General features: G+C 51.9%; 22 protein-coding genes. 14 read left to right on the top strand and 8 right to left on the bottom strand.

Translation table 11 applies throughout. The features are described 5' to 3' along the window. The 7 genes from ftsQ to mutT all read left to right on the top strand — a co-directional run bounded on the left by ftsQ (nucleotide 1) and on the right by mutT (nucleotide 8,279). On the top strand, nucleotides 1–831 hold the full coding sequence (gene ftsQ, locus AB4H76_RS19200) for a cell division protein FtsQ (protein ID WP_000075744.1): 831 nt from the start codon (nucleotides 1–3) through the stop codon (nucleotides 829–831). Continuing rightward, on the top strand, nucleotides 828–2,090 hold the full coding sequence (ftsA, locus tag AB4H76_RS19195; RefSeq protein ID WP_000588474.1) for a cell division protein FtsA: 1,263 nt from the start codon (nucleotides 828–830) through the stop codon (nucleotides 2,088–2,090). Before ftsQ ends, ftsA begins: the two co-directional genes overlap by 4 nt. Before the next feature lie 60 nt (nucleotides 2,091–2,150). After that, a complete protein-coding gene (gene ftsZ, locus AB4H76_RS19190; protein ID WP_000462776.1) occupies nucleotides 2,151–3,302 on the top strand; it encodes a cell division protein FtsZ in 1,152 nt (383 codons plus the stop codon). A gap of 100 nt (nucleotides 3,303–3,402) precedes the next feature. Beyond that, on the top strand, nucleotides 3,403–4,320 hold the full coding sequence (lpxC, locus tag AB4H76_RS19185; RefSeq protein WP_000595482.1) for a UDP-3-O-acyl-N-acetylglucosamine deacetylase: 918 nt from the start codon (nucleotides 3,403–3,405) through the stop codon (nucleotides 4,318–4,320). A 230-nt stretch (nucleotides 4,321–4,550) separates the two neighbouring features. Then, nucleotides 4,551–5,063, top strand: a complete 513-nt coding sequence (secM, locus tag AB4H76_RS19180; protein ID WP_000014321.1) for a secA translation cis-regulator SecM — start codon at nucleotides 4,551–4,553, stop codon at nucleotides 5,061–5,063. A gap of 61 nt (nucleotides 5,064–5,124) precedes the next feature. Beyond that, complete coding sequence (gene secA / locus AB4H76_RS19175; protein ID WP_000905789.1) at nucleotides 5,125–7,830, top strand: preprotein translocase subunit SecA; 2,706 nt, start codon at nucleotides 5,125–5,127, stop codon at nucleotides 7,828–7,830. 59 nt (nucleotides 7,831–7,889) lie between these two features. Beyond that, complete coding sequence (gene mutT, locus AB4H76_RS19170; RefSeq protein ID WP_000736007.1) at nucleotides 7,890–8,279, top strand: 8-oxo-dGTP diphosphatase MutT; 390 nt, start codon at nucleotides 7,890–7,892, stop codon at nucleotides 8,277–8,279. 215 nt (nucleotides 8,280–8,494) lie between these two features. On the opposite strand, the gene yacG is transcribed toward mutT, so the two are convergent. Genes yacG through coaE form a run of 3 tightly spaced genes read right to left on the bottom strand, consistent with a single transcriptional unit; the run spans nucleotide 8,495 to nucleotide 10,065 of the window. Next, entirely contained in the window at nucleotides 8,495–8,692 is a 198-nt protein-coding gene (gene yacG / locus AB4H76_RS19165; protein WP_000005042.1) for a DNA gyrase inhibitor YacG, read from the bottom strand. Nucleotides 8,693–8,701: 9 nt separating this feature from the next. Then, nucleotides 8,702–9,445 carry a cell division protein ZapD gene (gene zapD / locus AB4H76_RS19160; protein WP_001194722.1) on the bottom strand — a complete coding sequence of 248 codons (744 nt, stop codon included), beginning with the start codon at nucleotides 9,443–9,445 and terminating at the stop codon, nucleotides 8,702–8,704. Beyond that, nucleotides 9,445–10,065, bottom strand: coding sequence for a dephospho-CoA kinase (gene coaE, locus AB4H76_RS19155; RefSeq protein ID WP_001269520.1), 621 nt, complete (start codon nucleotides 10,063–10,065; stop codon nucleotides 9,445–9,447). The genes zapD and coaE overlap by 1 nt, the downstream gene beginning before the upstream one ends. Nucleotides 10,066–10,089: 24 nt before the next feature. Here coaE and AB4H76_RS19150 point away from each other — a divergent pair, with 24 nt between their 5' ends. Both AB4H76_RS19150 and guaC read left to right on the top strand, forming a co-directional pair. Next, nucleotides 10,090–10,134, top strand: coding sequence for a protein YacM (locus AB4H76_RS19150; protein ID WP_120795372.1), 45 nt, complete (start codon nucleotides 10,090–10,092; stop codon nucleotides 10,132–10,134). A 155-nt stretch (nucleotides 10,135–10,289) separates the two neighbouring features. Next, a complete protein-coding gene (guaC, locus tag AB4H76_RS19145; protein ID WP_001217338.1) occupies nucleotides 10,290–11,333 on the top strand; it encodes a GMP reductase in 1,044 nt (347 codons plus the stop codon). A 34-nt stretch (nucleotides 11,334–11,367) separates the two neighbouring features. On the opposite strand, the gene hofC is transcribed toward guaC, so the two are convergent. From hofC to nadC, 4 genes are all read right to left on the bottom strand, one after another. Next, nucleotides 11,368–12,570, bottom strand: coding sequence for a protein transport protein HofC (gene hofC / locus AB4H76_RS19140; RefSeq protein ID WP_000157266.1), 1,203 nt, complete (start codon nucleotides 12,568–12,570; stop codon nucleotides 11,368–11,370). Beyond that, complete coding sequence (gene gspE, locus AB4H76_RS19135; protein ID WP_001025145.1) at nucleotides 12,560–13,945, bottom strand: type II secretion system protein GspE; 1,386 nt, start codon at nucleotides 13,943–13,945, stop codon at nucleotides 12,560–12,562. The genes hofC and gspE overlap by 11 nt, the downstream gene beginning before the upstream one ends. 9 nt (nucleotides 13,946–13,954) lie before the next feature. Then, the gene (gene ppdD, locus AB4H76_RS19130; RefSeq protein WP_000360904.1) at nucleotides 13,955–14,395 is read right to left on the bottom strand and encodes a prepilin peptidase-dependent pilin; all 441 of its coding nucleotides are present in this window, start codon (nucleotides 14,393–14,395) and stop codon (nucleotides 13,955–13,957) included. A gap of 202 nt (nucleotides 14,396–14,597) precedes the next feature. Beyond that, nucleotides 14,598–15,491, bottom strand: a complete 894-nt coding sequence (gene nadC, locus AB4H76_RS19125; RefSeq protein WP_001135174.1) for a carboxylating nicotinate-nucleotide diphosphorylase — start codon at nucleotides 15,489–15,491, stop codon at nucleotides 14,598–14,600. 87 nt (nucleotides 15,492–15,578) lie between these two features. On the opposite strand from nadC, the gene ampD reads away from it, so the two are divergent. Then, nucleotides 15,579–16,130, top strand: a complete 552-nt coding sequence (gene ampD, locus AB4H76_RS19120; RefSeq protein ID WP_077491379.1) for a 1,6-anhydro-N-acetylmuramyl-L-alanine amidase AmpD — start codon at nucleotides 15,579–15,581, stop codon at nucleotides 16,128–16,130. Further along, nucleotides 16,127–16,981: a beta-lactamase regulator AmpE gene (ampE, locus tag AB4H76_RS19115; protein ID WP_000172005.1), complete on the top strand. Its 855-nt coding sequence runs from the start codon at nucleotides 16,127–16,129 to the stop codon at nucleotides 16,979–16,981. The genes ampD and ampE overlap by 4 nt, the downstream gene beginning before the upstream one ends. 42 nt (nucleotides 16,982–17,023) lie before the next feature. Here ampE and aroP read toward each other — a convergent pair whose 3' ends face one another. Next, nucleotides 17,024–18,397 carry an aromatic amino acid transporter AroP gene (gene aroP, locus AB4H76_RS19110; protein ID WP_000969915.1) on the bottom strand — a complete coding sequence of 458 codons (1,374 nt, stop codon included), beginning with the start codon at nucleotides 18,395–18,397 and terminating at the stop codon, nucleotides 17,024–17,026. 540 nt (nucleotides 18,398–18,937) lie between these two features. Here aroP and pdhR point away from each other — a divergent pair. From pdhR to aceF, 3 genes are all read left to right on the top strand, one after another. Next, nucleotides 18,938–19,702, top strand: a complete 765-nt coding sequence (gene pdhR / locus AB4H76_RS19105) for a pyruvate dehydrogenase complex transcriptional repressor PdhR (protein ID WP_000331776.1) — start codon at nucleotides 18,938–18,940, stop codon at nucleotides 19,700–19,702. A 160-nt stretch (nucleotides 19,703–19,862) separates the two neighbouring features. Next, entirely contained in the window at nucleotides 19,863–22,526 is a 2,664-nt protein-coding gene (gene aceE, locus AB4H76_RS19100; protein ID WP_000003820.1) for a pyruvate dehydrogenase (acetyl-transferring), homodimeric type, read from the top strand. A gap of 14 nt (nucleotides 22,527–22,540) precedes the next feature. After that, on the top strand, nucleotides 22,541–24,433 hold the full coding sequence (gene aceF, locus AB4H76_RS19095; RefSeq protein WP_000963518.1) for a pyruvate dehydrogenase complex dihydrolipoyllysine-residue acetyltransferase: 1,893 nt from the start codon (nucleotides 22,541–22,543) through the stop codon (nucleotides 24,431–24,433). Nucleotides 24,434–24,749 lie beyond the last annotated feature (316 nt).

The following is a 24,749-nucleotide window of genomic DNA, read 5'->3' as shown; positions in this document are numbered from 1 at the left end:
ATGTCGCAGGCTGCTCTGAACACGCGAAATAGCGAAGAAGAGGTTTCTTCTCGCCGCAATAATGGAACGCGTCTGGCGGGGATCCTTTTCCTGCTGACCGTTTTAACGACAGTGTTGGTGAGCGGCTGGGTCGTGTTGGGCTGGATGGAAGATGCGCAACGCCTGCCGCTCTCAAAGCTGGTGTTGACCGGTGAACGCCATTACACGCGTAATGACGATATCCGGCAGTCGATCCTGGCATTGGGTGAGCCGGGTACCTTTATGACCCAGGATGTCAACATCATCCAGACGCAAATAGAACAACGCCTGCCGTGGATTAAGCAGGTGAGCGTCAGAAAGCAGTGGCCTGATGAATTGAAGATTCATCTGGTTGAATATGTGCCGATTGCGCGGTGGAATGATCAACACATGGTAGACGCGGAAGGAAACACCTTCAGCGTGCCGCCAGATCGCACCAGCAAGCAGGTGCTTCCAATGCTGTATGGCCCGGAAGGCAGCGCTAATGAAGTGTTGCAGGGCTATCGCGAAATGGGGCAGATGCTGGCAAAGGACAGATTTACTCTGAAGGAAGCGGCGATGACCGCGCGGCGTTCCTGGCAGTTGACGCTGAATAACGATATTAAGCTCAATCTTGGCCGGGGCGATACGATGAAACGTTTGGCTCGCTTTGTAGAACTTTATCCGGTTTTACAGCAGCAGGCGCAAACCGATGGCAAACGGATTAGCTACGTTGATTTGCGTTATGACTCTGGAGCGGCAGTAGGCTGGGCGCCCTTGCCGCCAGAGGAATCTACTCAGCAACAAAATCAGGCACAGGCAGAACAACAATGATCAAGGCGACGGACAGAAAACTGGTAGTAGGACTGGAGATTGGTACCGCGAAGGTTGCCGCTTTAGTAGGGGAAGTTCTGCCCGACGGTATGGTCAATATCATTGGCGTGGGCAGCTGCCCGTCGCGTGGTATGGATAAAGGCGGGGTGAACGACCTCGAATCCGTGGTCAAGTGCGTACAGCGCGCCATTGACCAGGCAGAATTGATGGCAGATTGTCAGATCTCTTCGGTATATCTGGCGCTTTCTGGTAAGCATATCAGCTGCCAGAATGAAATTGGTATGGTGCCTATTTCTGAAGAAGAAGTAACGCAAGAAGATGTGGAAAACGTCGTCCATACCGCGAAATCGGTGCGTGTGCGCGATGAGCATCGTGTGCTGCATGTGATCCCGCAAGAGTATGCGATTGACTATCAGGAAGGGATCAAGAATCCGGTAGGACTTTCGGGCGTGCGGATGCAGGCAAAAGTGCACCTGATCACATGTCACAACGATATGGCGAAAAACATCGTCAAAGCGGTTGAACGTTGTGGGCTGAAAGTTGACCAACTGATATTTGCCGGACTGGCATCAAGTTATTCGGTATTGACGGAAGATGAACGTGAACTGGGTGTCTGCGTCGTCGATATCGGTGGTGGTACAATGGATATCGCCGTTTATACCGGTGGGGCATTGCGCCACACTAAGGTAATTCCTTATGCTGGCAATGTCGTGACCAGTGATATCGCTTACGCCTTTGGCACGCCGCCAAGCGACGCCGAAGCGATTAAAGTTCGCCACGGTTGTGCGCTGGGTTCCATCGTTGGAAAAGATGAGAGCGTGGAAGTGCCGAGCGTAGGTGGTCGTCCGCCACGGAGTCTGCAACGTCAGACACTGGCAGAGGTGATCGAGCCGCGCTATACCGAGCTGCTCAACCTGGTCAACGAAGAGATATTGCAGTTGCAGGAAAAGCTTCGCCAACAAGGGGTTAAACATCACCTGGCGGCAGGCATTGTATTAACCGGTGGCGCAGCGCAGATCGAAGGTCTTGCAGCCTGTGCTCAGCGCGTGTTTCATACGCAAGTGCGTATCGGCGCGCCGCTGAACATTACCGGTTTAACGGATTATGCTCAGGAGCCGTATTATTCGACGGCGGTGGGATTGCTTCACTATGGGAAAGAGTCACATCTTAACGGTGAAGCTGAAGTAGAAAAACGTGTTACAGCATCAGTTGGCTCGTGGATCAAGCGACTCAATAGTTGGCTGCGAAAAGAGTTTTAATTTTTATGAGGCCGACGATGATTACGGCCTCAGGCGACAGGCACAAATCGGAGAGAAACTATGTTTGAACCAATGGAACTTACCAATGACGCGGTGATTAAAGTCATCGGCGTCGGCGGCGGCGGCGGTAATGCTGTTGAACACATGGTGCGCGAGCGCATTGAAGGTGTTGAATTCTTCGCGGTAAATACCGATGCACAAGCGCTGCGTAAAACAGCGGTTGGACAGACGATTCAAATCGGTAGCGGTATCACCAAAGGACTGGGCGCTGGCGCTAATCCAGAAGTTGGCCGCAATGCGGCTGATGAGGATCGCGATGCATTGCGTGCGGCGCTGGAAGGTGCAGACATGGTCTTTATTGCTGCGGGTATGGGTGGTGGTACCGGTACAGGTGCAGCACCAGTCGTCGCTGAAGTGGCAAAAGATTTGGGTATCCTGACCGTTGCTGTCGTCACTAAGCCTTTCAACTTTGAAGGCAAGAAGCGTATGGCATTCGCGGAGCAGGGGATCACTGAACTGTCCAAGCATGTGGACTCTCTGATCACTATCCCGAACGACAAACTGCTGAAAGTTCTGGGCCGCGGTATCTCCCTGCTGGATGCGTTTGGCGCAGCGAACGATGTACTGAAAGGCGCTGTGCAAGGTATCGCTGAACTGATTACTCGTCCGGGTTTGATGAACGTGGACTTTGCAGACGTACGCACCGTAATGTCTGAGATGGGCTACGCAATGATGGGTTCTGGCGTGGCGAGCGGTGAAGACCGTGCGGAAGAAGCTGCTGAAATGGCTATCTCTTCTCCGCTGCTGGAAGATATCGACCTGTCTGGCGCGCGCGGCGTGCTGGTTAACATCACGGCGGGCTTCGACCTGCGTCTGGATGAGTTCGAAACGGTAGGTAACACCATCCGTGCATTTGCTTCCGACAACGCGACTGTGGTTATCGGTACTTCTCTTGACCCGGATATGAATGACGAGCTGCGCGTAACCGTTGTTGCGACAGGTATCGGCATGGACAAACGTCCTGAAATCACTCTGGTGACCAATAAGCAGGTTCAGCAGCCAGTGATGGATCGCTACCAGCAGCATGGGATGGCTCCGCTGACCCAGGAGCAGAAGCCGGTTGCTAAAGTCGTGAATGACAATGCGCCGCAAACTGCGAAAGAGCCGGATTATCTGGATATCCCAGCATTCCTGCGTAAGCAAGCTGATTAAGAATTGACTGGAATTTGGGTTTCGAGGCTCTTTGTGCTAAACTGGCCCGCCGAATGTATAGTACACTTCGGTTGGATAGGTAATTTGGCGAGATAATACGATGATCAAACAAAGGACACTTAAACGTATCGTTCAGGCGACGGGTGTCGGTTTACATACCGGCAAGAAAGTCACCCTGACGTTACGCCCTGCGCCGGCCAACACCGGGGTCATCTATCGTCGCACCGACTTGAATCCACCGGTAGATTTCCCGGCCGATGCCAAATCTGTGCGTGATACCATGCTCTGTACGTGTCTGGTCAACGAGCATGATGTACGGATTTCAACCGTAGAGCACCTCAATGCTGCTCTCGCGGGCTTGGGCATCGATAACATTGTTATCGAAGTTAACGCGCCGGAAATCCCGATCATGGACGGCAGCGCCGCTCCGTTTGTATACCTGCTGCTTGACGCCGGTATCGACGAGTTGAACTGCGCCAAAAAATTTGTTCGCATCAAAGAGACTGTTCGTGTCGAAGATGGCGATAAGTGGGCTGAATTTAAGCCGTACAATGGTTTTTCGCTGGATTTCACCATCGATTTTAACCATCCGGCTATTGATTCCAGCAACCAGCGCTATGCGATGAACTTCTCCGCTGATGCGTTTATGCGCCAGATCAGCCGTGCGCGTACGTTCGGTTTCATGCGTGATATCGAATATCTGCAGTCCCGTGGTTTGTGCCTGGGCGGCAGCTTCGATTGTGCCATCGTTGTTGACGATTATCGCGTACTGAACGAAGACGGCCTGCGTTTTGAAGACGAATTTGTGCGTCACAAGATGCTCGATGCGATCGGTGACTTGTTCATGTGTGGTCACAATATTATTGGTGCATTTACCGCTTATAAATCCGGTCATGCACTGAATAACAAACTGCTGCAGGCTGTCCTGGCGAAACAGGAAGCCTGGGAATATGTGACCTTCCAGGACGACGCAGAACTGCCGTTGGCCTTCAAAGCGCCTTCAGCTGTACTGGCATAACGACATTTATACTGTCGTATAAAATTCGACTGGCAAATCTGGCACTCTCTCCGGCCAGGTGAACCAGTCGTTTTTTTTTGAATTTTATAAGAGCTATAAAAAACGGTGCGAACGCTGTTTTCTTAAGCACTTTTCCGCACAACTTATCTTCATTCGTGCTGTGGACTGCAGGCTTTAATGATAAGATTTGTGCGCTAAATACGTTTGAATATGATCGGGATGGCAATAACGTGAGTGGAATACTGACGCGCTGGCGACAGTTTGGTAAACGCTACTTCTGGCCGCATCTCTTATTAGGGATGGTTGCGGCGAGTTTAGGTTTGCCTGCGCTCAGCAACGCCGCCGAACCAAACGCGCCCGCAAAAGCGACAACTCGCAACCACGAGCCTTCAGCCAAAGTTAACTTTGGTCAATTGGCCTTGCTGGAAGCGAACACACGCCGCCCGAATTCGAACTATTCCGTTGATTACTGGCATCAACATGCCATTCGCACGGTAATCCGTCATCTTTCTTTCGCAATGGCACCGCAAACACTGCCCGTTGCTGAAGAATCTTTGCCTCTTCAGGCGCAACATCTTGCATTACTGGATACGCTCAGCGCGCTGCTGACCCAGGAAGGCACGCCGTCTGAAAAGGGTTATCGCATTGATTATGCGCATTTTACCCCACAAGCAAAATTCAGCACGCCCGTCTGGATAAGCCAGGCGCAAGGCATCCGTGCTGGCCCTCAACGCCTCACCTAACAACAATAAACCTTTACTTCATTTTATTAACTCCGCAACGCGGGGCGTTTGAGATTTTATTATGCTAATCAAATTGTTAACTAAAGTTTTCGGTAGTCGTAACGATCGCACCCTGCGCCGGATGCGCAAAGTGGTCAACATCATCAATGCCATGGAACCGGAGATGGAAAAACTCTCCGACGAAGAACTGAAAGGGAAAACCGCAGAGTTTCGTGCACGTCTGGAAAAAGGCGAAGTGCTGGAAAATCTGATCCCGGAAGCTTTCGCCGTGGTACGTGAGGCAAGTAAGCGCGTCTTTGGTATGCGTCACTTCGACGTTCAGTTACTCGGCGGTATGGTTCTTAACGAACGCTGCATCGCCGAAATGCGTACCGGTGAAGGAAAAACCCTGACCGCAACGCTGCCTGCTTACCTGAACGCACTAACCGGTAAAGGCGTGCACGTAGTTACCGTCAACGACTACCTGGCGCAACGTGACGCCGAAAACAACCGTCCGCTGTTTGAATTCCTTGGCCTGACTGTCGGTATCAACCTGCCGGGCATGCCAGCACCGGCAAAGCGCGAAGCTTACGCAGCTGACATCACTTACGGTACGAACAACGAATACGGCTTTGACTACCTGCGCGACAACATGGCGTTCAGCCCTGAAGAACGTGTACAGCGTAAACTGCACTATGCGCTGGTGGACGAAGTGGACTCCATCCTGATCGATGAAGCGCGTACACCGCTGATCATTTCCGGCCCGGCAGAAGACAGCTCGGAAATGTATAAACGCGTGAATAAAATTATTCCGCACCTGATCCGTCAGGAAAAAGAAGACTCCGAAACCTTCCAGGGCGAAGGCCACTTCTCGGTGGACGAAAAATCTCGCCAGGTGAACCTGACCGAACGTGGTCTGGTGCTGATTGAAGAACTGCTGGTGAAAGAGGGCATCATGGATGAAGGGGAGTCTCTGTACTCTCCGGCCAACATCATGCTGATGCACCACGTAACGGCGGCGCTGCGCGCTCATGCGCTGTTTACCCGTGACGTCGACTACATCGTTAAAGATGGTGAAGTTATCATCGTTGACGAACACACCGGTCGTACCATGCAGGGCCGTCGCTGGTCCGATGGTCTGCACCAGGCTGTGGAAGCGAAAGAAGGTGTGCAGATCCAGAACGAAAACCAAACGCTGGCTTCGATCACCTTCCAGAACTACTTCCGTCTGTATGAAAAACTGGCGGGGATGACCGGTACTGCTGATACCGAAGCTTTCGAATTTAGCTCAATCTACAAGCTGGATACCGTCGTTGTTCCGACCAACCGTCCAATGATTCGTAAAGATCTGCCGGACCTGGTCTACATGACTGAAGCGGAAAAAATTCAGGCGATCATTGAAGATATCAAAGAACGTACTGCGAAAGGCCAGCCGGTGCTGGTGGGTACTATCTCCATCGAAAAATCGGAGCTGGTGTCAAACGAACTGACCAAAGCCGGTATTAAGCACAACGTCCTGAACGCCAAATTCCACGCCAACGAAGCGGCGATTGTTGCTCAGGCAGGTTATCCGGCTGCGGTGACTATCGCGACCAATATGGCGGGTCGTGGTACAGATATTGTGCTCGGTGGTAGCTGGCAGGCAGAAGTTGCCGCGCTGGAAAATCCGACCGCAGAGCAAATTGAAAAAATTAAAGCCGACTGGCAGGTACGTCACGATGCGGTACTGGAAGCAGGTGGCCTGCATATCATCGGTACCGAGCGTCACGAATCCCGTCGTATCGATAACCAGTTGCGCGGTCGTTCTGGTCGTCAGGGGGATGCTGGTTCTTCCCGTTTCTACCTGTCGATGGAAGATGCGCTGATGCGTATTTTTGCTTCCGACCGAGTATCCGGCATGATGCGTAAACTGGGTATGAAGCCAGGCGAAGCCATTGAACACCCGTGGGTGACTAAAGCGATTGCCAACGCCCAGCGTAAAGTTGAAAGCCGTAACTTCGACATTCGTAAGCAACTGCTGGAATATGATGACGTGGCTAACGATCAGCGTCGCGCCATTTACTCCCAGCGTAACGAACTGTTGGATGTCAGCGATGTGAGCGAAACCATTAACAGCATTCGTGAAGATGTGTTCAAAGCGACCATTGATGCCTACATTCCACCACAGTCGCTGGAAGAAATGTGGGATATTCCGGGGCTGCAGGAACGTCTGAAGAACGATTTCGACCTCGATTTGCCAATTGCCGAGTGGCTGGATAAAGAACCAGAACTGCATGAAGAGACGCTGCGTGAGCGCATTCTGGCGCAGTCCATCGAAGTGTATCAGCGTAAAGAAGAAGTGGTTGGTGCTGAGATGATGCGTCACTTCGAGAAAGGCGTCATGCTGCAAACGCTTGACTCCCTGTGGAAAGAGCACCTGGCAGCGATGGACTATCTGCGTCAGGGTATCCACCTGCGTGGCTACGCACAGAAAGATCCGAAGCAGGAATACAAACGTGAATCGTTCTCCATGTTTGCAGCGATGCTGGAGTCGTTGAAATATGAAGTTATCAGTACGCTGAGCAAAGTTCAGGTACGTATGCCTGAAGAGGTTGAGGAGCTGGAACAACAGCGTCGTATGGAAGCCGAGCGTTTAGCGCAAATGCAGCAGCTTAGCCATCAGGATGACGACTCTGCAGCCGCAGCTGCACTGGCGGCGCAAACCGGAGAGCGCAAAGTAGGACGTAACGATCCTTGCCCGTGTGGTTCTGGTAAAAAATACAAGCAGTGCCATGGCCGCCTGCAATAAAAGCTAACTGTTGAAGTAAAAGGCGCAGGATTCTGCGCCTTTTTTATAGGTTTAAGACAATGAAAAAGCTGCAAATTGCGGTAGGTATTATTCGCAACGAGAACAATGAAATCTTTATAACGCGTCGCGCAGCAGATGCGCACATGGCGAATAAACTGGAGTTTCCCGGCGGTAAAATTGAAATGGGTGAAACGCCGGAACAGGCGGTGGTGCGTGAACTTCAGGAAGAAGTCGGGATTACCCCCCAACATTTTTCGCTATTTGAAAAACTGGAATATGAATTCCCGGACAGGCATATAACACTGTGGTTTTGGCTGGTCGAACGCTGGGAAGGGGAGCCGTGGGGTAAAGAAGGGCAACCCGGTGAGTGGATGTCGCTGGTCGGTCTTAATGCCGATGATTTTCCGCCAGCCAATGAACCGGTAATTGCGAAGCTTAAACGTCTGTAGGTCAGATAAGGCGTTTTCGCCGCATCCGACATTCGCACACGATGCCTGATGCGACGCTGGCGCGTCTTATCAGGCCTAAAGGGATTTCTAACTCATTAATAAATTTGTTTTTGTAGGTCGGATAAGGCGTTCACGCCGCATCCGACATTTGCACAAGATGCCTGATGCGACGCTGTCCGCGTCTTATCAGGCCTACGTGCGGCATCAGACAAATGTCACTGCTTTGGTTCTTCGCTCCAGTCATCGCTTTCGGAAAGATCGCCACTGCTGGGGATTCGTTTTTCTTCAGCAGCCCATTCTCCGAGGTCGATCAGCTGACAACGTTTGGAGCAAAATGGCCGAAACGGGCTGATTTCACCCCACACCACCGTTTTCCCGCAGGTTGGGCAATTCACCGTAATAGTTTCTGACATTTTTACTCCTTAGCAACAGGCCAGTTCGAAATCCAGACGTTCCGGTACCTGTCCGTTTTCAGTGTCCAGCGGCATAAAACGAATGGCAAAACGGCTCTTATGTCCGGAAATTTGCGGATAAAGCTGTGAATCGAGCGACAGATTCAGGCGCAGCAAGTCGGCATCGCCACCGTTATCCTGATAAAAACCATTCAGGCTGGTTTGTTTACGGAAGGGGGCCGACTGGCGAATTAAATCCAGCACCATGGTAAGTGCCTGGGTGAGCGGGTTCAGGCTGGCAATCCAGGTTTCTACCTGGCTGTCGCGCTGCGCCTGGGGTAGATGCAGCCAAATGTGCAATGTTGGTAAATCAAAGCTGCAACAGCCGCCTGGGATGCTCAGTCGCTGACGCACCAGAGCAATCAAACGATCTTCACGCAGAAATTGCCCGATACGCGGCGCGGAAATTAATACGCTCCCCGCCGCCTTTAACTGCTGAATTAATGCTTCAATACGGCTCTGGTCCACGCCAGGCACGCCAATCCAGGTCTGGAGTTTACGTTGCTGCCGGTCAAGTTCTTTCAACAGCTCAGTGCGGACTTCGCCGCGCTCGAAAACATCCAGTAATTCACTGACATTACGGAAGAAATGCAGCGCGCCAGCGTGGTCAGCGATGGGTAAATTAACGGTGAGTTGCTGAATCAAAAACTCAATGCGCAGCCATGTACGCATTTTTTCATTTAGTGGATGTTCAAAAAGGACCTGGGTCTGCATTACGGTTTTTCCTGTGAGACAAACTGCGACGCAAGCTGCAAATAGTGTGCGTGCAGGCGGGCAACATCCGATGCGATAGCATCCGGTGCGCCGTTATTATCAATGACGTCATCTGCCACGGCAAGGCGGGCTTCGCGCGTTGCCTGAGCAGCAAGGATTTGTTCGACATGCTCGCGAGTTACATCATCGCGCTGCATGGTGCGCTTAAGTTGCGTTTCTGGGCTGACATCCACCACAAGCACTCGATTCGCTTTTTTATACAGTGAGTTTTCTACCAGCAATGGCACAACCCACAGTACATAGGGGGAAGTAGCTTGCTGGATCTGGTGTTGCGTCTCTTGCTGAATCAGCGGATGCAGCAGGGCGTTAAGCCAGTTTTTCTCTTCCGGGTTGGCGAAGATCCGCTCGCGCAAGGCCCGGCGCTGCAATGTTCCATCAGCAGCAATCATGTTAGCGCCAAAGTGATCAGCAATGGCATGTAGCGCAGGTGCACCTGGTTCAACCACCTGACGCGCAATAATATCGGCATCAATGACGTTAATTCCGAGATCAGCAAACGCATTGGCAACGGTACTCTTGCCACTGCCAATGCCTCCCGTTAAGGCAACTATATACCTCATAATTTATATTCCCGGGAATTCATCATGATTATCAAAACGTTAAAAATGAGTGCACGAAAGCGAAATTGATGAAACGTTCGCTCACTATTTACCAGGTAAATTTATGGGATTGTAGCGTAAAAAAAGACAATTTCGCAGTCTTGCGCCGCATTGATTAGTGCGTATGATAGCGTCACTGGAGTTGCGCTCTTACCCTTATAGCCATTAACCCCAGGAATCCGCACATGCGTATTGAAGAAGATCTGAAGTTAGGTTTTAAAGACGTTCTCATCCGCCCTAAACGCTCCACTCTTAAAAGCCGTTCCGATGTTGAACTGGAACGTCAATTCACCTTCAAACATTCAGGTCAGAGCTGGTCCGGCGTGCCGATTATCGCCGCAAATATGGACACCGTAGGCACATTTTCTATGGCCTCTGCGCTGGCTTCTTTTGATATTTTGACTGCTGTGCATAAACACTATTCTGTCGAAGAGTGGCAAGCGTTTATCAACAATTCTTCCGCTGATGTGCTGAAACATGTGATGGTTTCTACCGGTACGTCTGATGCGGATTTCGAAAAAACTAAACAGATTCTCGACCTGAACCCGGCATTAAACTTCGTTTGTATTGACGTGGCGAATGGTTATTCCGAACACTTCGTGCAGTTCGTTGCGAAAGCGCGTGAAGCGTGGCCAACCAAAACCATTTGTGCTGGTAACGTAGTGACTGGTGAAATGTGTGAGGAGCTTATCCTCTCAGGTGCCGATATCGTTAAAGTTGGCATTGGCCCAGGTTCTGTTTGTACAACTCGCGTCAAAACAGGCGTCGGTTATCCGCAACTTTCTGCGGTAATCGAATGTGCCGATGCTGCGCACGGTCTGGGCGGAATGATCGTCAGCGATGGTGGCTGCACCACGCCGGGCGATGTGGCGAAAGCCTTTGGCGGCGGTGCCGATTTCGTCATGCTTGGCGGCATGCTGGCGGGCCACGAAGAGAGCGGCGGTCGCATCGTTGAGGAGAACGGCGAGAAATTTATGCTGTTCTACGGCATGAGCTCCGAGTCTGCGATGAAACGTCACGTTGGCGGCGTTGCGGAATATCGCGCAGCAGAAGGTAAAACCGTTAAGCTGCCGCTGCGAGGCCCGGTTGAAAATACCGCGCGAGATATTTTGGGCGGCCTGCGTTCAGCTTGTACATACGTTGGGGCTTCACGCCTGAAAGAGCTGACCAAGCGCACCACGTTTATTCGTGTGCAGGAACAAGAAAACCGCATCTTCAACAACCTGTAATCTCCCAACGCTGGCGTGGAGCAACACGCCAGCGTTATCCCATCCCACTCATCGCATCGCCTAAATGGAAAATTGGCAGATACATTGCCACCACCAGCGTACCAATAATTCCTCCCGTTATGATCAGCAACGCCGGTTCCAGTAAGGCTGCGAGGTTATCCGCCAGCGCCATTGTGTTTTCCCGATGATGATGGGCGAGGTTGTCTAACATGAGATCCAGAGAGCCGGATGCCTCTCCTGTTCTCACTAATTGCAAACAGAGCGGGCTAAACTCACCGGTATTTTTTAGCGCCAGCCAGATGGGTTGACCGTTACTGATATCGTGCTGGATTTGTGTCAGAAGTTGCACCCAGTACGGGCAGCGCATTGTTTCTCTGACGCTCTCTACGCCCTGTAAAAAAGTAATGCCTGCACTTTGTGTCAGCGCCAGAATCGTAAAGATCTGCGTGAGTTTTTGTCCCCGCATCAGTGAACCCATAATCGGGATGCGTAACAGCAATTTCTGCCGCACTATAAGCCAGGTCGGTCGGCGCATCAGCAACTTATTGGCTATCGCCAGCAGAAAGCCGAACAACACCAGCAGCCAGCTCCATTCGCCACTAAAGTCTGCCAGCGTCATGATCCCCTGCGTTAGTGCCGGTAGTGGGGTGTTGAAGGTCTTATAGATAGCGGCAAACTCCGGCAGAACAAAATGCAGCATTGCCACAACCACCATGATTGCCATCGCTAAAATGATGATGGGATAACGTAACGCTGATTTCACTTTGTCGGTCAACTGACGCTGGGCTTTTTGCTGACGCGCCAGTTCAAAGCAGCATTCATCCAGCTTACCGGTCAGTTCACCCGTGCGGATCATCGCCTGATAGAGCGGCGGAAATACCTCTGACCAGGGTAATAAGGCATTGGAAAAAGCAATGCCCTGTTCGAGATCGTGCGCCAGCGATTGCAGCAACGCTTGCCATTGCTTACTGGGATGCTGTTCCGCCAGCAGAGCCAGCCCTTCAGAAAGCGTTAACCCTGCTTTGAGTAGCGTCGCCAGTTGATGAATGACTTCCGCGCTTTTATCTCCTCGCCACTGCGCAGAATTGATGGCGATTCGCTTCAGGCTTAGTGGGGTAACCATCTGTTGCTGTAGTGCCATAAGCAGTAAAGTACGGCTCTCTGCCCATAGCATCCCATCTTGCGCATTGCCGTCGCCGGTTATGCCATGCCAGCGCCAGAGTTGCTTACTCGCCATGCGGCATCCCCAGTACGCGGATTAACTCTTCAAAGGTGGTTAAGCCTTGCTCTACGGCCAGGCAGCCGTTTTCAAAAAGCGTACGCATACCCGCCTGTCGTGCGTGCGTTTCCAGCGATTCAACGTCGGTATTAGCGGAAATAAGCTGACGAATGACCGGCGTTATGGGCAGAACTTCAAATAAGGCCGTACGACCATAAAAACCGTGGTAGCAATGTACACAACCGGGTGCCTGCCAGTGGGGCAGCGGCGATGGCCATACATTGTCTGGAATGTGGATGGGCTCCCCTTGCTGCCGGCGACAATGTGGGCAAAGTTTGCGTACCAGACGCTGGGCTATTACCAGCGTAAGCGCCGATGATAGCATCCAGCGGGCGACCCCCATTTGCTGTAAACGTACCAGCGTTTCGCAGGTGGAATTAGTGTGTAGGGTAGACAACACCAGGTGACCAGTTTGCGCCGCTTTAATAGCGATCTCTGCTGTTTCGCCATCGCGGATCTCTCCGATCATGATGACGTCAGGATCCTGGCGCAATAACGCACGCAAAACGCCCTGAAAGGTGAGTCCGGCACGCGGATGGATTTGCGTCTGGTTTAGTCCGGCTATGGGGATCTCAACTGGATCTTCGACGCTACAAATATTAATGTCAGCGGTATTCAGCTTTTGCAGGGCACTATAAAGCGTGACCGTTTTGCCGCTGCCGGTAGGGCCAGTTACCAGCACCAGTCCCTGTGGTTGTTGCAAGGCATGAGCAAAGTCCGCCAGTTGTAACGGCTGCATTCCAAGCGTGTTGACATCCAGTGCCTGACCCACCTGCTGTAACAACCTTAATACCACCTTTTCACCACCCCGACATGGTAAGGTCGCAATACGAAATGAGACGGCGTTTCCTGCCAGTTCGACAGTGAATTGCCCGTCCTGCGGCAGGCGATGTTCCGCAATATCCAGGTTTCCCAGCACTTTTAATCTGGCGGTTAATGCGACTCCGGCATCCGGTGAAACATCCGGTAAAGGATGCAATACGCCGTCGATACGCAAGCGGATGCGGTAGGCATTGTCCGCTGGTTCGATATGAATATCAGACGCGCGTTGTTCCAGCGCAGATTGTAACGTTCGAGTTAGCAACTCTGCTTTGGGCTGATGCTTCTCCTGAACAGCTACGGGCAATGTCTGTTGTGTGCGACTGGCGTGACCTTCCATTTGTTGGCGCGTCCAGCAGGTGATCTCAATACGTTTGGTGGTAGCGAAATGCAATGCGTCCAGTAGCTCATGCGAAGGTGCATCGACTACCGCAACATGAACCACCTCTTCGCTGGCATCCAGCAAGACTCCATGATAACGCAGACACAGGGCAGTGAGCTGTGGAATATTCATTGCCGCTCCTTAGTTGGCGTCATCAAAGCGGAAGACATCTTCGCAGGCTTGCTGCAATGCGCTGTCACTTTGAATATTGCAGTTGCGCGTCCAGCCGGTGACGCCGTTTGCGTTATCCCAACCCGGTGTCATGACGACGCTTAGCCCATTGAGACTTTCTTGCCCGGTCAGCGACACCACGCCCTTTGCCACACTCATGGCTGAAACATAGCGGGTGGTGGTAGGCGAGGGAATGCCATTGCTGCCACCGTCGCAGGTATCTAATCCACCATGTTCCAGCGCGCACAACTCTACGGCGGTACGGTAAGGCACAAAGGTTTGTAGCATGTCGGTGAGTGCGGCTTTGCGCAGGTAGTTTTGATAAGCGGGAATACCAATGGCGCTTAAAATGGCAATGATGCCAATAACCACCATCAGTTCGATAAGTGTAAAACCGCGTTGCTTGTCCATCTGTTTCGCTCCTTGATTTGGTTGGCGCTACTTTGGCAAACGCCATCAGCACAGGCGAGGGGCAAAAAACGAAACGGGAAAGCAGATTCCGAGGTTTTTTATTTCGTTGCAGCGAAAGACAAGAAATTTGCGAGGCGTTACGAAGAAAGTTGGGGAAGGGGAGATTATCCGCCCGCGATGGAGCGGATAAATCTGTCAACTATTAGCGAAAACGCATTGAAAGGTCGAGTGCTTGTACGTGTTTAGTTAGCGCACCGACGGAGATAAAGTCCACGCCCGTTTCGGCAAATTCACGCAGTGTTTTGTCAGTGACGTTGCCAGACACTTCCAGTAGCGCCTTGCCGTTGGTGCGTTTGACGGCTTCGCGCATCTGTTCTGTTTCGAAGTTATCCAGCATGATGATATCGGCTCCTGCTTTCAGGGCTTCATCAAGTTCTTCCAGATTCTCTACTTCGACTTCTACTGGCGCATCCGGGTGCAGCCAGGACGCTTTTTCGACCGCCTGGCGCACTGAGCCGGAGGCAATAATATGGTTTTCTTTGATCAGGAAGGCATCAGAAAGCCCCAGACGGTGATTCGCTCCGCCGCCGCAAAGTACCGCGTATTTCAGAGCTGAACGCAGGCCGGGTAAGGTTTTGCGCGTATCCAACAACTGCGTGTTGGTGCCTTCCAGCAATTCGACATAGTGGCGTACCTTACTGGCAACTCCTGAAAGGGTTTGCACAAAATTAAGCGCAGTGCGTTCGCCCGTTAACAGCACGCGGGATGGGCCTTCAAGTTCGAACAAGGATTGATTGGCATTGATGACATCGCCGTCATCCACATGCCAGATTATGGTGACATCGTCGCCTGCCAGTTGAATAAACACCTCTTCAACCCAGCGTTTGCCGCAAAAGACGCCATTCTCGCGGGTGATCACCGTGGCATGAGAGCGAGAATTTTCCGGTAAAAGTTTTGCCGTAATATCATTGTTGGCATCGACTGTTCCGCCTAAATCTTCCCGCAGCGCCTGGGCCACCGCGCCGGGGATATCGAGATTAATGCGTTCCAGCAGCTCGTCACGTCGGGTGTCAGGGTTATAGCGGCGAGGCGGCATGTTAAAACTCCAGATAGCTAACGAATCATAAGGTAGAAACATGCTACTCTGAACCGGGTATTAGCACCACATATAAGGAGATCCTGCATGTTGTTAGAACAGGGGTGGCTGGTTGGCGCGCGCCGCGTTCCCTCACCACATCACGATTGCCGCCCGGATGACGAAACACCCACCCTGCTGGTGGTGCACAATATTAGCCTGCCGCCAGGCGAGTTTGGCGGTCCGTGGATCGACGCATTATTCACTGGAACTATTGATCCGCAGGCACATCCTTTCTTTGCTGAGATCGCCCATTTGCGCGTCTCCGCTCACTGTTTGATTCGCCGTGATGGTGAAATAGTCCAGTATGTTCCTTTCGATAAACGTGCATGGCATGCGGGAGTCTCTCAGTATCAGGGGCGCGAACGCTGCAATGATTTTTCTATTGGGATTGAGCTTGAAGGCACCGATACGCTGGCGTATACCGATGCGCAGTATCAACAGCTTGCGGCGGTTACGCGGGCACTGATTGATTGCTATCCGGATATCGCTAAAAACATGACGGGCCATTGTGATATTGCGCCGGATCGGAAAACCGATCCCGGTCCTGCATTTGATTGGGCACGGTTTCGTGTGCTGGTCAGCAAGGAGACAACATGACGCTATTTACAACCTTACTGGTGTTAATTTTCGAGCGCCTGTTTAAGTTGGGCGAGCACTGGCAGCTTGATCATCGTCTTGAAGCGTTCTTTCGGCGGGTGAAACATTTTTCTCTCGGGCGCACGTTAGGCATGACCATTATTGCGATGGGCGTGACTTTTTTACTGTTACGCGCATTGCAGGGAGTATTGTTCAACGTTCCCACGCTACTGGTGTGGCTGCTGATTGGTTTGCTGTGTATTGGCGCAGGTAAAGTTCGTCTTCATTATCATGCTTATCTGACAGCTGCTTCACGTAATGATAGCCATGCCCGTGCCACGATGGCTGGCGAACTCACCATGATTCACGGCGTCCCGGCAGGCTGCGACGAACGTGAGTATTTGCGTGAGCTGCAAAATGCATTGCTGTGGATTAACTTTCGTTTTTATCTTGCACCGCTGTTCTGGCTGATTGTGGGGGGAACCTGGGGACCCGTTACGCTGATGGGGTATGCGTTTTTGCGTGCATGGCAATACTGGCTGGCGCGATATCAGACGCCGCATCATCGTTTACAGTCCGGCATTGATGCCGTGCTTCATGTACTGGATTGGGTGCCGGTTCGTCTTGCGGGTGTGGTATATGCCTTGATCGGTCATGGTGAGAAAGCGTTACCGGCCTGGTTTGCTTCGCTGGGTGATTTCCATACTTCGCAGTATCAGGTGTTAACGCGTCTGGCGCAGTTCTCTCTGGCGCGTGAACCGCATGTCGATAAGGTGGAGACGCCGAAGGCAGCGGTTTCAATGGCGAAGAAAACCTCGTTCGTGGTCGTGGTGGTGATTGCACTACTGACGATTTACGGGGCGTTGGTGTAAAGATTATTGCCCTCACCCTGTACGGGTGAGGGCGTAGAGAGATTAATGCGCTTTTACGGCTTTGGCGGTTTTCTCTTTAAACAGATAGCCGATACCTAACACGATCAGCCATACCGGGATCAGGTATACCGAAATCGCCATTCCTGGGGTCATCAGCATAATCACCAGTACCGCCGCCATAAACAGCAGGCAGATCCAGTTACCCAGCGGATAAAGCAGAGCAGGGAAGCGAGTTACCACGCCTTGTTCCTGCTTGGCGCGACGGAATTTCATATGCGCCAGGCTAATCATCGCCCAGTTGATTACCAGTGCAGATACCACCAGCGCCATTAACAGTCCGAAAGCGGACTCTGGGGCAAGGTAGTTAATCAGTACGCACAACGCCGTTACCAGTGCAGACACCAGAATGGTATTTACTGGTACACCACGTTTATCGACAGACGCCAGCGCTTTTGGCGCATTACCCTGTTGTGCCAGACCAAACAGCATACGGCTGTTGCAATATACGCAGCTGTTGTACACGGAGAGCGCCGCAGTCAGTACCACGATGTTCAGCGCATTCGCCACAAAGGTATCGCCTAACTCGTGGAAGATCAGCACAAACGGACTGGTATCGGCGGTAACGCGGGTCCACGGCATCAGTGAGAGCAGAACGGCTAACGAACCAATATAGAAAATCAGGATGCGGTAGATAACCTGGTTAGTTGCTTTCGGTATACTTTGCTCCGGGTTATCAGCTTCTGCTGCGGTGATCCCCACCAGTTCCAGACCACCGAACGAGAACATGATAATCGCCATCATCATCACCAGCCCGGTGAAGCCGTGCGGCAGGAAACCACCCTGATCCCACAGGTTGCTAACGGTCGCCTGCGGGCCGCCGTTGCCACTGAATAGCAGCCAGCCGCCGAAGATGATCATCGCTACCACCGCGATAACTTTGATAATGGCAAACCAGAACTCCATCTCGCCAAACACTTTAACGTTGGTCAGGTTGATGGCGTTAATCACCACAAAGAATACGGCGGCAGAAACCCAGGTGGGGATTTCCGGATACCAGAACTGAATGTATTTACCCACGGCAGTCAGCTCAGCCATGGCAACTAAAACGTACAGTACCCAGTAGTTCCAGCCAGAGGCGAAACCGGCAAAACTGCCCCAGTATTTATAAGCAAAGTGGCTAAAGGAGCCTGCGACAGGTTCTTCGACCACCATTTCACCCAGCTGACGCATGATCAGAAAGGCGATAAAACCAGCAATGGCGTAACCCAGGATAATCCCTGGCCCTGCGGACTGTATTACGGAGGCGCTACCCAGGAATAACCCGGTCCCTATCGCGCCACCCAGCGCGATAAGCTGAATATGGCGGTTTTTAAGGCCGCGCTTTAGCTGCTCGCCGTGCTGTTGACCTTCCATCATGAAACCTCGTGCGGTGGTTGTTTTTTTGATCTACGCAGTGATGCGTGTGTAAGTTTGCAATTCCGTTTGTTGTATTAATTTGTTTACATCAAAGAAGTTTGAATTGTTACAAAAAGACTTCCGTCAGATCAAGAATAATGGTATGCGGCAGCGAATGCACCCGCTTTATGCATGGTTGAAGATGAGTTGCTTAAAAAGAAACCGTTTGTAAAGCTCAGCCTCAACCCCTCTCAATATGTAGAATGAATTTAAATTCGTTTTAATTGAATTAAAAATCACAAAATTGGTAAGTGAATCGGTTCAATTCGGATTTTTATAGTTTAATAATCGTTAAAAAACTCCTTTCCTACGTAAAGTCTACATTTGTGCATAGTTACAACTTTGAAACGTTATATATGTCAAGTTGTTAAAATGTGCACAGTTTCATGATTTCAATCAAAACCTGTATGGACATAAGGTGAATACTTTGTTACTTTAGCGTCACAGACATGAAATTGGTAAGACCAATTGACTTCGGCAAGTGGCTTAAGACAGGAACTCATGGCCTACAGCAAAATCCGCCAACCAAAACTCTCCGATGTGATTGAGCAGCAACTGGAGTTTTTGATCCTCGAAGGCACTCTCCGCCCGGGCGAAAAACTCCCACCGGAACGCGAACTGGCAAAACAGTTTGACGTCTCCCGTCCCTCCTTGCGTGAGGCGATTCAACGTCTCGAAGCGAAGGGCTTGTTGCTTCGTCGCCAGGGTGGCGGCACTTTTGTCCAGAGCAGCCTATGGCAAAGCTTCAGCGATCCGCTGGTGGAGCTGCTCTCCGACCATCCTGAGTCACAGTATGACTTGCTCGAAACACGACACGCCCTGGAAGGTATCGCCGCTTATTACGCCGCGCTGCGTAGTACCGATGAAGACAAGGAACGCATCCGTGAACTCCACCACGCCATAGAGCTGGCGCAGCAGTCTGGCGATCTGGACGCGGAATCAAACGCCGTACTCCAGTATCAGATTGCCGTCACCGAAGCGGCCCACAATGTGGTTCTGCTTCATCTGCTAAGGTGTATGGAGCCGATGTTGGCCCAGAATGTCCGCCAGAACTTCGAATTGCTCTATTCGCGTCGCGAGATGCTGCCGCTGGTGAGTAGTCACCGCACCCGCATATTTGAAGCGATTATGGCCGGTAAGCCGGAAGAAGCGCGCGAAGCATCGCATCGCCATCTGGCCTTTATCGAAGAAATTTTGCTCGACAGAAGTCGTGAAGAGAGCCGCCGTGAGCGTTCTCTGCGTCGTCTGGAGCAACGAAAGAATTAGTGATTTTTCTGGTAAAAATTATCCAGAAGATGTTGTAAATCAAGCGCATATAAAAGCGCGGCAACTAAACGTAGAACCTGTCTTATTGAGCTTTCCGGCGAGAGTTCAATGGGACAGGTTCCAGAAAACTCAACGTTATTAGATAGATAAGGAATAACCCATGTCAGAACGTTTCCCAAATGACGTGGATCCGATCGAAACTCGCGACTGGCTCCAGGCGATCGAATCGGTCATCCGTGAAGAAGGTGTTGAGCGTGCTCAGTATCTGATCGACCAACTGCTTGCTGAAGCCCGCAAAGGCGGTGTAAACGTAGCCGCAGGCACAGGTATCAGCAACTACATCAACACCATCCCCGTTGAAGAACAACCGGAGTATCCGGGTAATCTGGAACTGGAACGCCGTATTCGTTCAGCTATCCGCTGGAACGCCATCATGACGGTGCTGCGTGCGTCGAAAAAAGACCTCGAACTGGGCGGCCATATGGCGTCCTTCCAGTCTTCCGCAACCATTTATGATGTGTGCTTTAACCACTTCTTCCGTGCACGCAACGAGCAGGATGGCGGCGACCTGGTTTACTTCCAGGGCCACATCTCCCCGGGCGTGTACGCTCGTGCTTTCCTGGAAGGTCGTCTGACTCAGGAGCAGCTGGATAACTTCCGTCAGGAAGTTCACGGCAATGGCCTCTCTTCCTATCCGCACCCGAAACTGATGCCGGAATTCTGGCAGTTCCCGACCGTATCTATGGGTCTGGGTCCGATTGGTGCTATTTACCAGGCTAAATTCCTGAAATATCTGGAACACCGTGGCCTGAAAGATACCTCTAAACAAACCGTTTACGCGTTCCTCGGTGACGGTGAAATGGACGAACCGGAATCCAAAGGTGCGATCACCATCGCTACCCGTGAAAAACTGGATAACCTGGTCTTCGTTATCAACTGTAACCTGCAGCGTCTTGACGGCCCGGTCACCGGTAACGGCAAGATCATCAACGAACTGGAAGGCATCTTCGAAGGTGCTGGCTGGAACGTGATCAAAGTGATGTGGGGTAGCCGTTGGGATGAACTGCTGCGTAAGGATACCAGCGGTAAACTGATCCAGCTGATGAACGAAACCGTTGACGGCGACTACCAGACCTTCAAATCGAAAGATGGTGCGTACGTTCGTGAACACTTCTTCGGTAAATATCCTGAAACCGCAGCACTGGTTGCAGACTGGACTGACGAGCAGATCTGGGCACTGAACCGTGGTGGTCACGATCCGAAGAAAATCTACGCTGCATTCAAGAAAGCGCAGGAAACCAAAGGCAAAGCGACAGTAATCCTTGCTCATACCATTAAAGGTTACGGCATGGGCGACGCGGCTGAAGGTAAAAACATCGCGCACCAGGTTAAGAAAATGAACATGGACGGTGTGCGTCATATCCGCGACCGTTTCAATGTGCCGGTGTCTGATGCAGATATCGAAAAACTGCCGTACATCACCTTCCCGGAAGGTTCTGAAGAGCATACCTATCTGCACGCTCAGCGTCAGAAACTGCACGGTTATCTGCCAAGCCGTCAGCCGAACTTCACCGAGAAGCTTGAGCTGCCGAGCCTGCAAGACTTCGGCGCGCTGTTGGAAGAGCAGAGCAAAGAGATCTCTACCACTATCGCTTTCGTTCGTGCTCTGAACGTGATGCTGAAGAACAAGTCGATCAAAGATCGTCTGGTACCGATCATCGCCGACGAAGCGCGTACTTTCGGTATGGAAGGTCTGTTCCGTCAGATTGGTATTTACAGCCCGAACGGTCAGCAGTACACCCCGCAGGACCGCGAGCAGGTTGCTTACTATAAAGAAGACGAGAAAGGTCAGATTCTGCAGGAAGGGATCAACGAGCTGGGCGCAGGTTGTTCCTGGCTGGCAGCGGCGACCTCTTACAGCACCAACAATCTGCCGATGATCCCGTTCTACATCTATTACTCGATGTTCGGCTTCCAGCGTATTGGCGATCTGTGCTGGGCGGCTGGCGACCAGCAAGCGCGTGGCTTCCTGATCGGCGGTACTTCCGGTCGTACCACCCTGAACGGCGAAGGTCTGCAGCACGAAGATGGTCACAGCCACATTCAGTCGCTGACTATCCCGAACTGTATCTCTTACGACCCGGCTTACGCTTACGAAGTTGCTGTCATCATGCATGACGGTCTGGAGCGTATGTACGGTGAAAAACAAGAGAACGTTTACTACTACATCACTACGCTGAACGAAAACTACCACATGCCGGCAATGCCGGAAGGTGCTGAGGAAGGTATCCGTAAAGGTATCTACAAACTCGAAACTATTGAAGGTAGCAAAGGTAAAGTTCAGCTGCTCGGCTCCGGTTCTATCCTGCGTCACGTCCGTGAAGCAGCTGAGATCCTGGCGAAAGATTACGGCGTAGGTTCTGACGTTTATAGCGTGACCTCCTTCACCGAGCTGGCGCGTGATGGTCAGGATTGTGAACGCTGGAACATGCTGCACCCGCTGGAAACTCCGCGCGTTCCGTATATCGCTCAGGTGATGAACGACGCTCCGGCAGTGGCATCTACCGACTATATGAAACTGTTCGCTGAGCAGGTCCGTACTTACGTACCGGCTGACGACTACCGCGTACTGGGTACTGATGGCTTCGGTCGTTCCGACAGCCGTGAGAACCTGCGTCACCACTTCGAAGTTGATGCTTCTTATGTCGTGGTTGCGGCGCTGGGCGAACTGGCTAAACGTGGCGAAATCGATAAGAAAGTGGTTGCTGACGCAATCGCCAAATTCAACATCGATGCAGATAAAGTTAACCCGCGTCTGGCGTAAGAGGTAAAAGAATAATGGCTATCGAAATCAAAGTACCGGACATCGGGGCTGATGAAGTTGAAATCACCGAGATCCTGGTCAAAGTGGGCGACAAAGTTGAAGCCGAACAGTCGCTGATCACCGTAGAAGGCGACAAAGCCTCTATGGAAGTTCCGTCTCCGCAGGCGGGTATCGTTAAAGAGATCAAAGTCTCTGTTGGCGATAAAACCCAGACCGGCGCACTGATTATGATTTTCGATTCCGCCGACGGTGCAGCAGACGCTGCACCTGCTCAGGCAGAAGAGAAGAAAGAAGCAGCTCCGGCAGCAGCACCAGCGGCTGCGGCGGCAAAAGACGTTAACGTTCCGGATATCGGCAGCGACGAAGTTGAAGTGACCGAAATCCTGGTGAAAGTTGGCGATAAAGTTGAAGCTGAACAGTCGCTGATCACCGTAGAAGGCGACAAGGCTTCTATGGAAGTTCCGGCTCCGTTTGCTGGCACCGTGAAAGAGATCAAAGTGAACGTGGGTGACAAAGTGTCTACCGGCTCGCTGATTATGGTCTTCGAAGTCGCGGGTGAAGCAGGCGCGGCAGCTCCGGCCGCTAAACAGGAAGCAGCTCCGGCAGCGGCCCCTGCACCAGCGGCTGGCGTGAAAGAAGTTAACGTTCCGGATATCGGCGGTGACGAAGTTGAAGTGACTGAAGTGATGGTGAAAGTGGGCGACAAAGTTGCCGCTGAACAGTCACTGATCACCGTAGAAGGCGACAAAGCTTCTATGGAAGTTCCGGCGCCGTTTGCAGGCGTCGTGAAGGAACTGAAAGTCAACGTTGGCGATAAAGTGAAAACTGGCTCGCTGATTATGATCTTCGAAGTTGAAGGCGCAGCGCCTGCGGCAGCTCCTGCGAAACAGGAAGCGGCAGCGCCGGCACCGGCAGCAAAAGCTGAAGCCCCGGCAGCAGCACCAGCTGCGAAAGCGGAAGGCAAATCTGAATTTGCTGAAAACGACGCTTATGTTCACGCGACTCCGCTGATCCGCCGTCTGGCACGCGAGTTTGGTGTTAACCTTGCGAAAGTGAAGGGCACTGGCCGTAAAGGTCGTATCCTGCGCGAAGACGTTCAGGCTTACGTGAAAGAAGCTATCAAACGTGCAGAAGCAGCTCCGGCAGCGACTGGCGGTGGTATCCCTGGCATGCTGCCGTGGCCGAAGGTGGACTTCAGCAAGTTTGGTGAAATCGAAGAAGTGGAACTGGGCCGCATCCAGAAAATCTCTGGTGCGAACCTGAGCCGTAACTGGGTAATGATCCCGCATGTTACTCACTTCGACAAAACCGATATCACCGAGTTGGAAGCGTTCCGTAAACAGCAGAACGAAGAAGCGGCGAAACGTAAGCTGGATGTGAAGATCACCCCGGTTGTCTTCATCATGAAAGCCGTTGCTGCAGCTCTTGAGCAGATGCCTCGCTTCAATAGTTCGCTGTCGGAAGACGGTCAGCGTCTGACCCTGAAGAAATACATCAACATCGGTGTGGCGGTGGATACCCCGAACGGTCTGGTTGTTCCGGTATTCAAAGACGTCAACAAGAAAGGCATCATCGAGCTGTCTCGCGAGCTGATGACTATTTCTAAGAAAGCGCGTGACGGTAAGCTGACTGCGGGCGAAATGCAGGGCGGTTGCTTCACCATCTCCAGCATCGGCGGCCTGGGTACTACCCACTTCGCGCCGATTGTGAACGCGCCGGAAGTGGCTATCCTCGGCGTTTCCAAGTCCGCGATGGAGCCGGTGTGGAATGGTAAAGAGTTCGTGCCGCGTCTGATGCTGCCGATTTCTCTCTCCTTCGACCACCGCGTGATCGACGGTGCTGATGGTGCCCGTTTCATTACCATCATTAACAACACGCTGTCTGACATTCGCCGTCTGGTGATGTAAGTAAAAGAGCCGGCCCAACGGCCGGCTTTTTTCTGGTAATCTCATGAATGTATTGAGGTTATTAGCGAATAGACAAATCGGTTGCCGTTTGTTGTTTAAAAATTGTTAACAATTTTGTAAAATACCGACGGATAGAACGACCCGGTGGTGGTTAGGGTATTACTTCACATACCCTATGGATTTCTGGGTGCAGCAAGGTAGCAAGCGCCAGAATCCCCAGGAGCTTACATAAGTAAGTGACTGGGGTGAGGGCGTGAAGCTAACGCCGCTGCGGCCTGAAAGACGACGGGTATGACCGCCGGAGATAAATATATAG

Source organism: Escherichia sp. UTM R2 (genome assembly GCF_048593455.1).
In the GTDB taxonomy this organism is placed as follows: domain Bacteria; phylum Pseudomonadota; class Gammaproteobacteria; order Enterobacterales; family Enterobacteriaceae; genus Escherichia; species Escherichia coli.
Note: the sequence above shows the minus strand (reverse complement) of the source record. Positions and strands in the feature narration are given on the sequence as shown.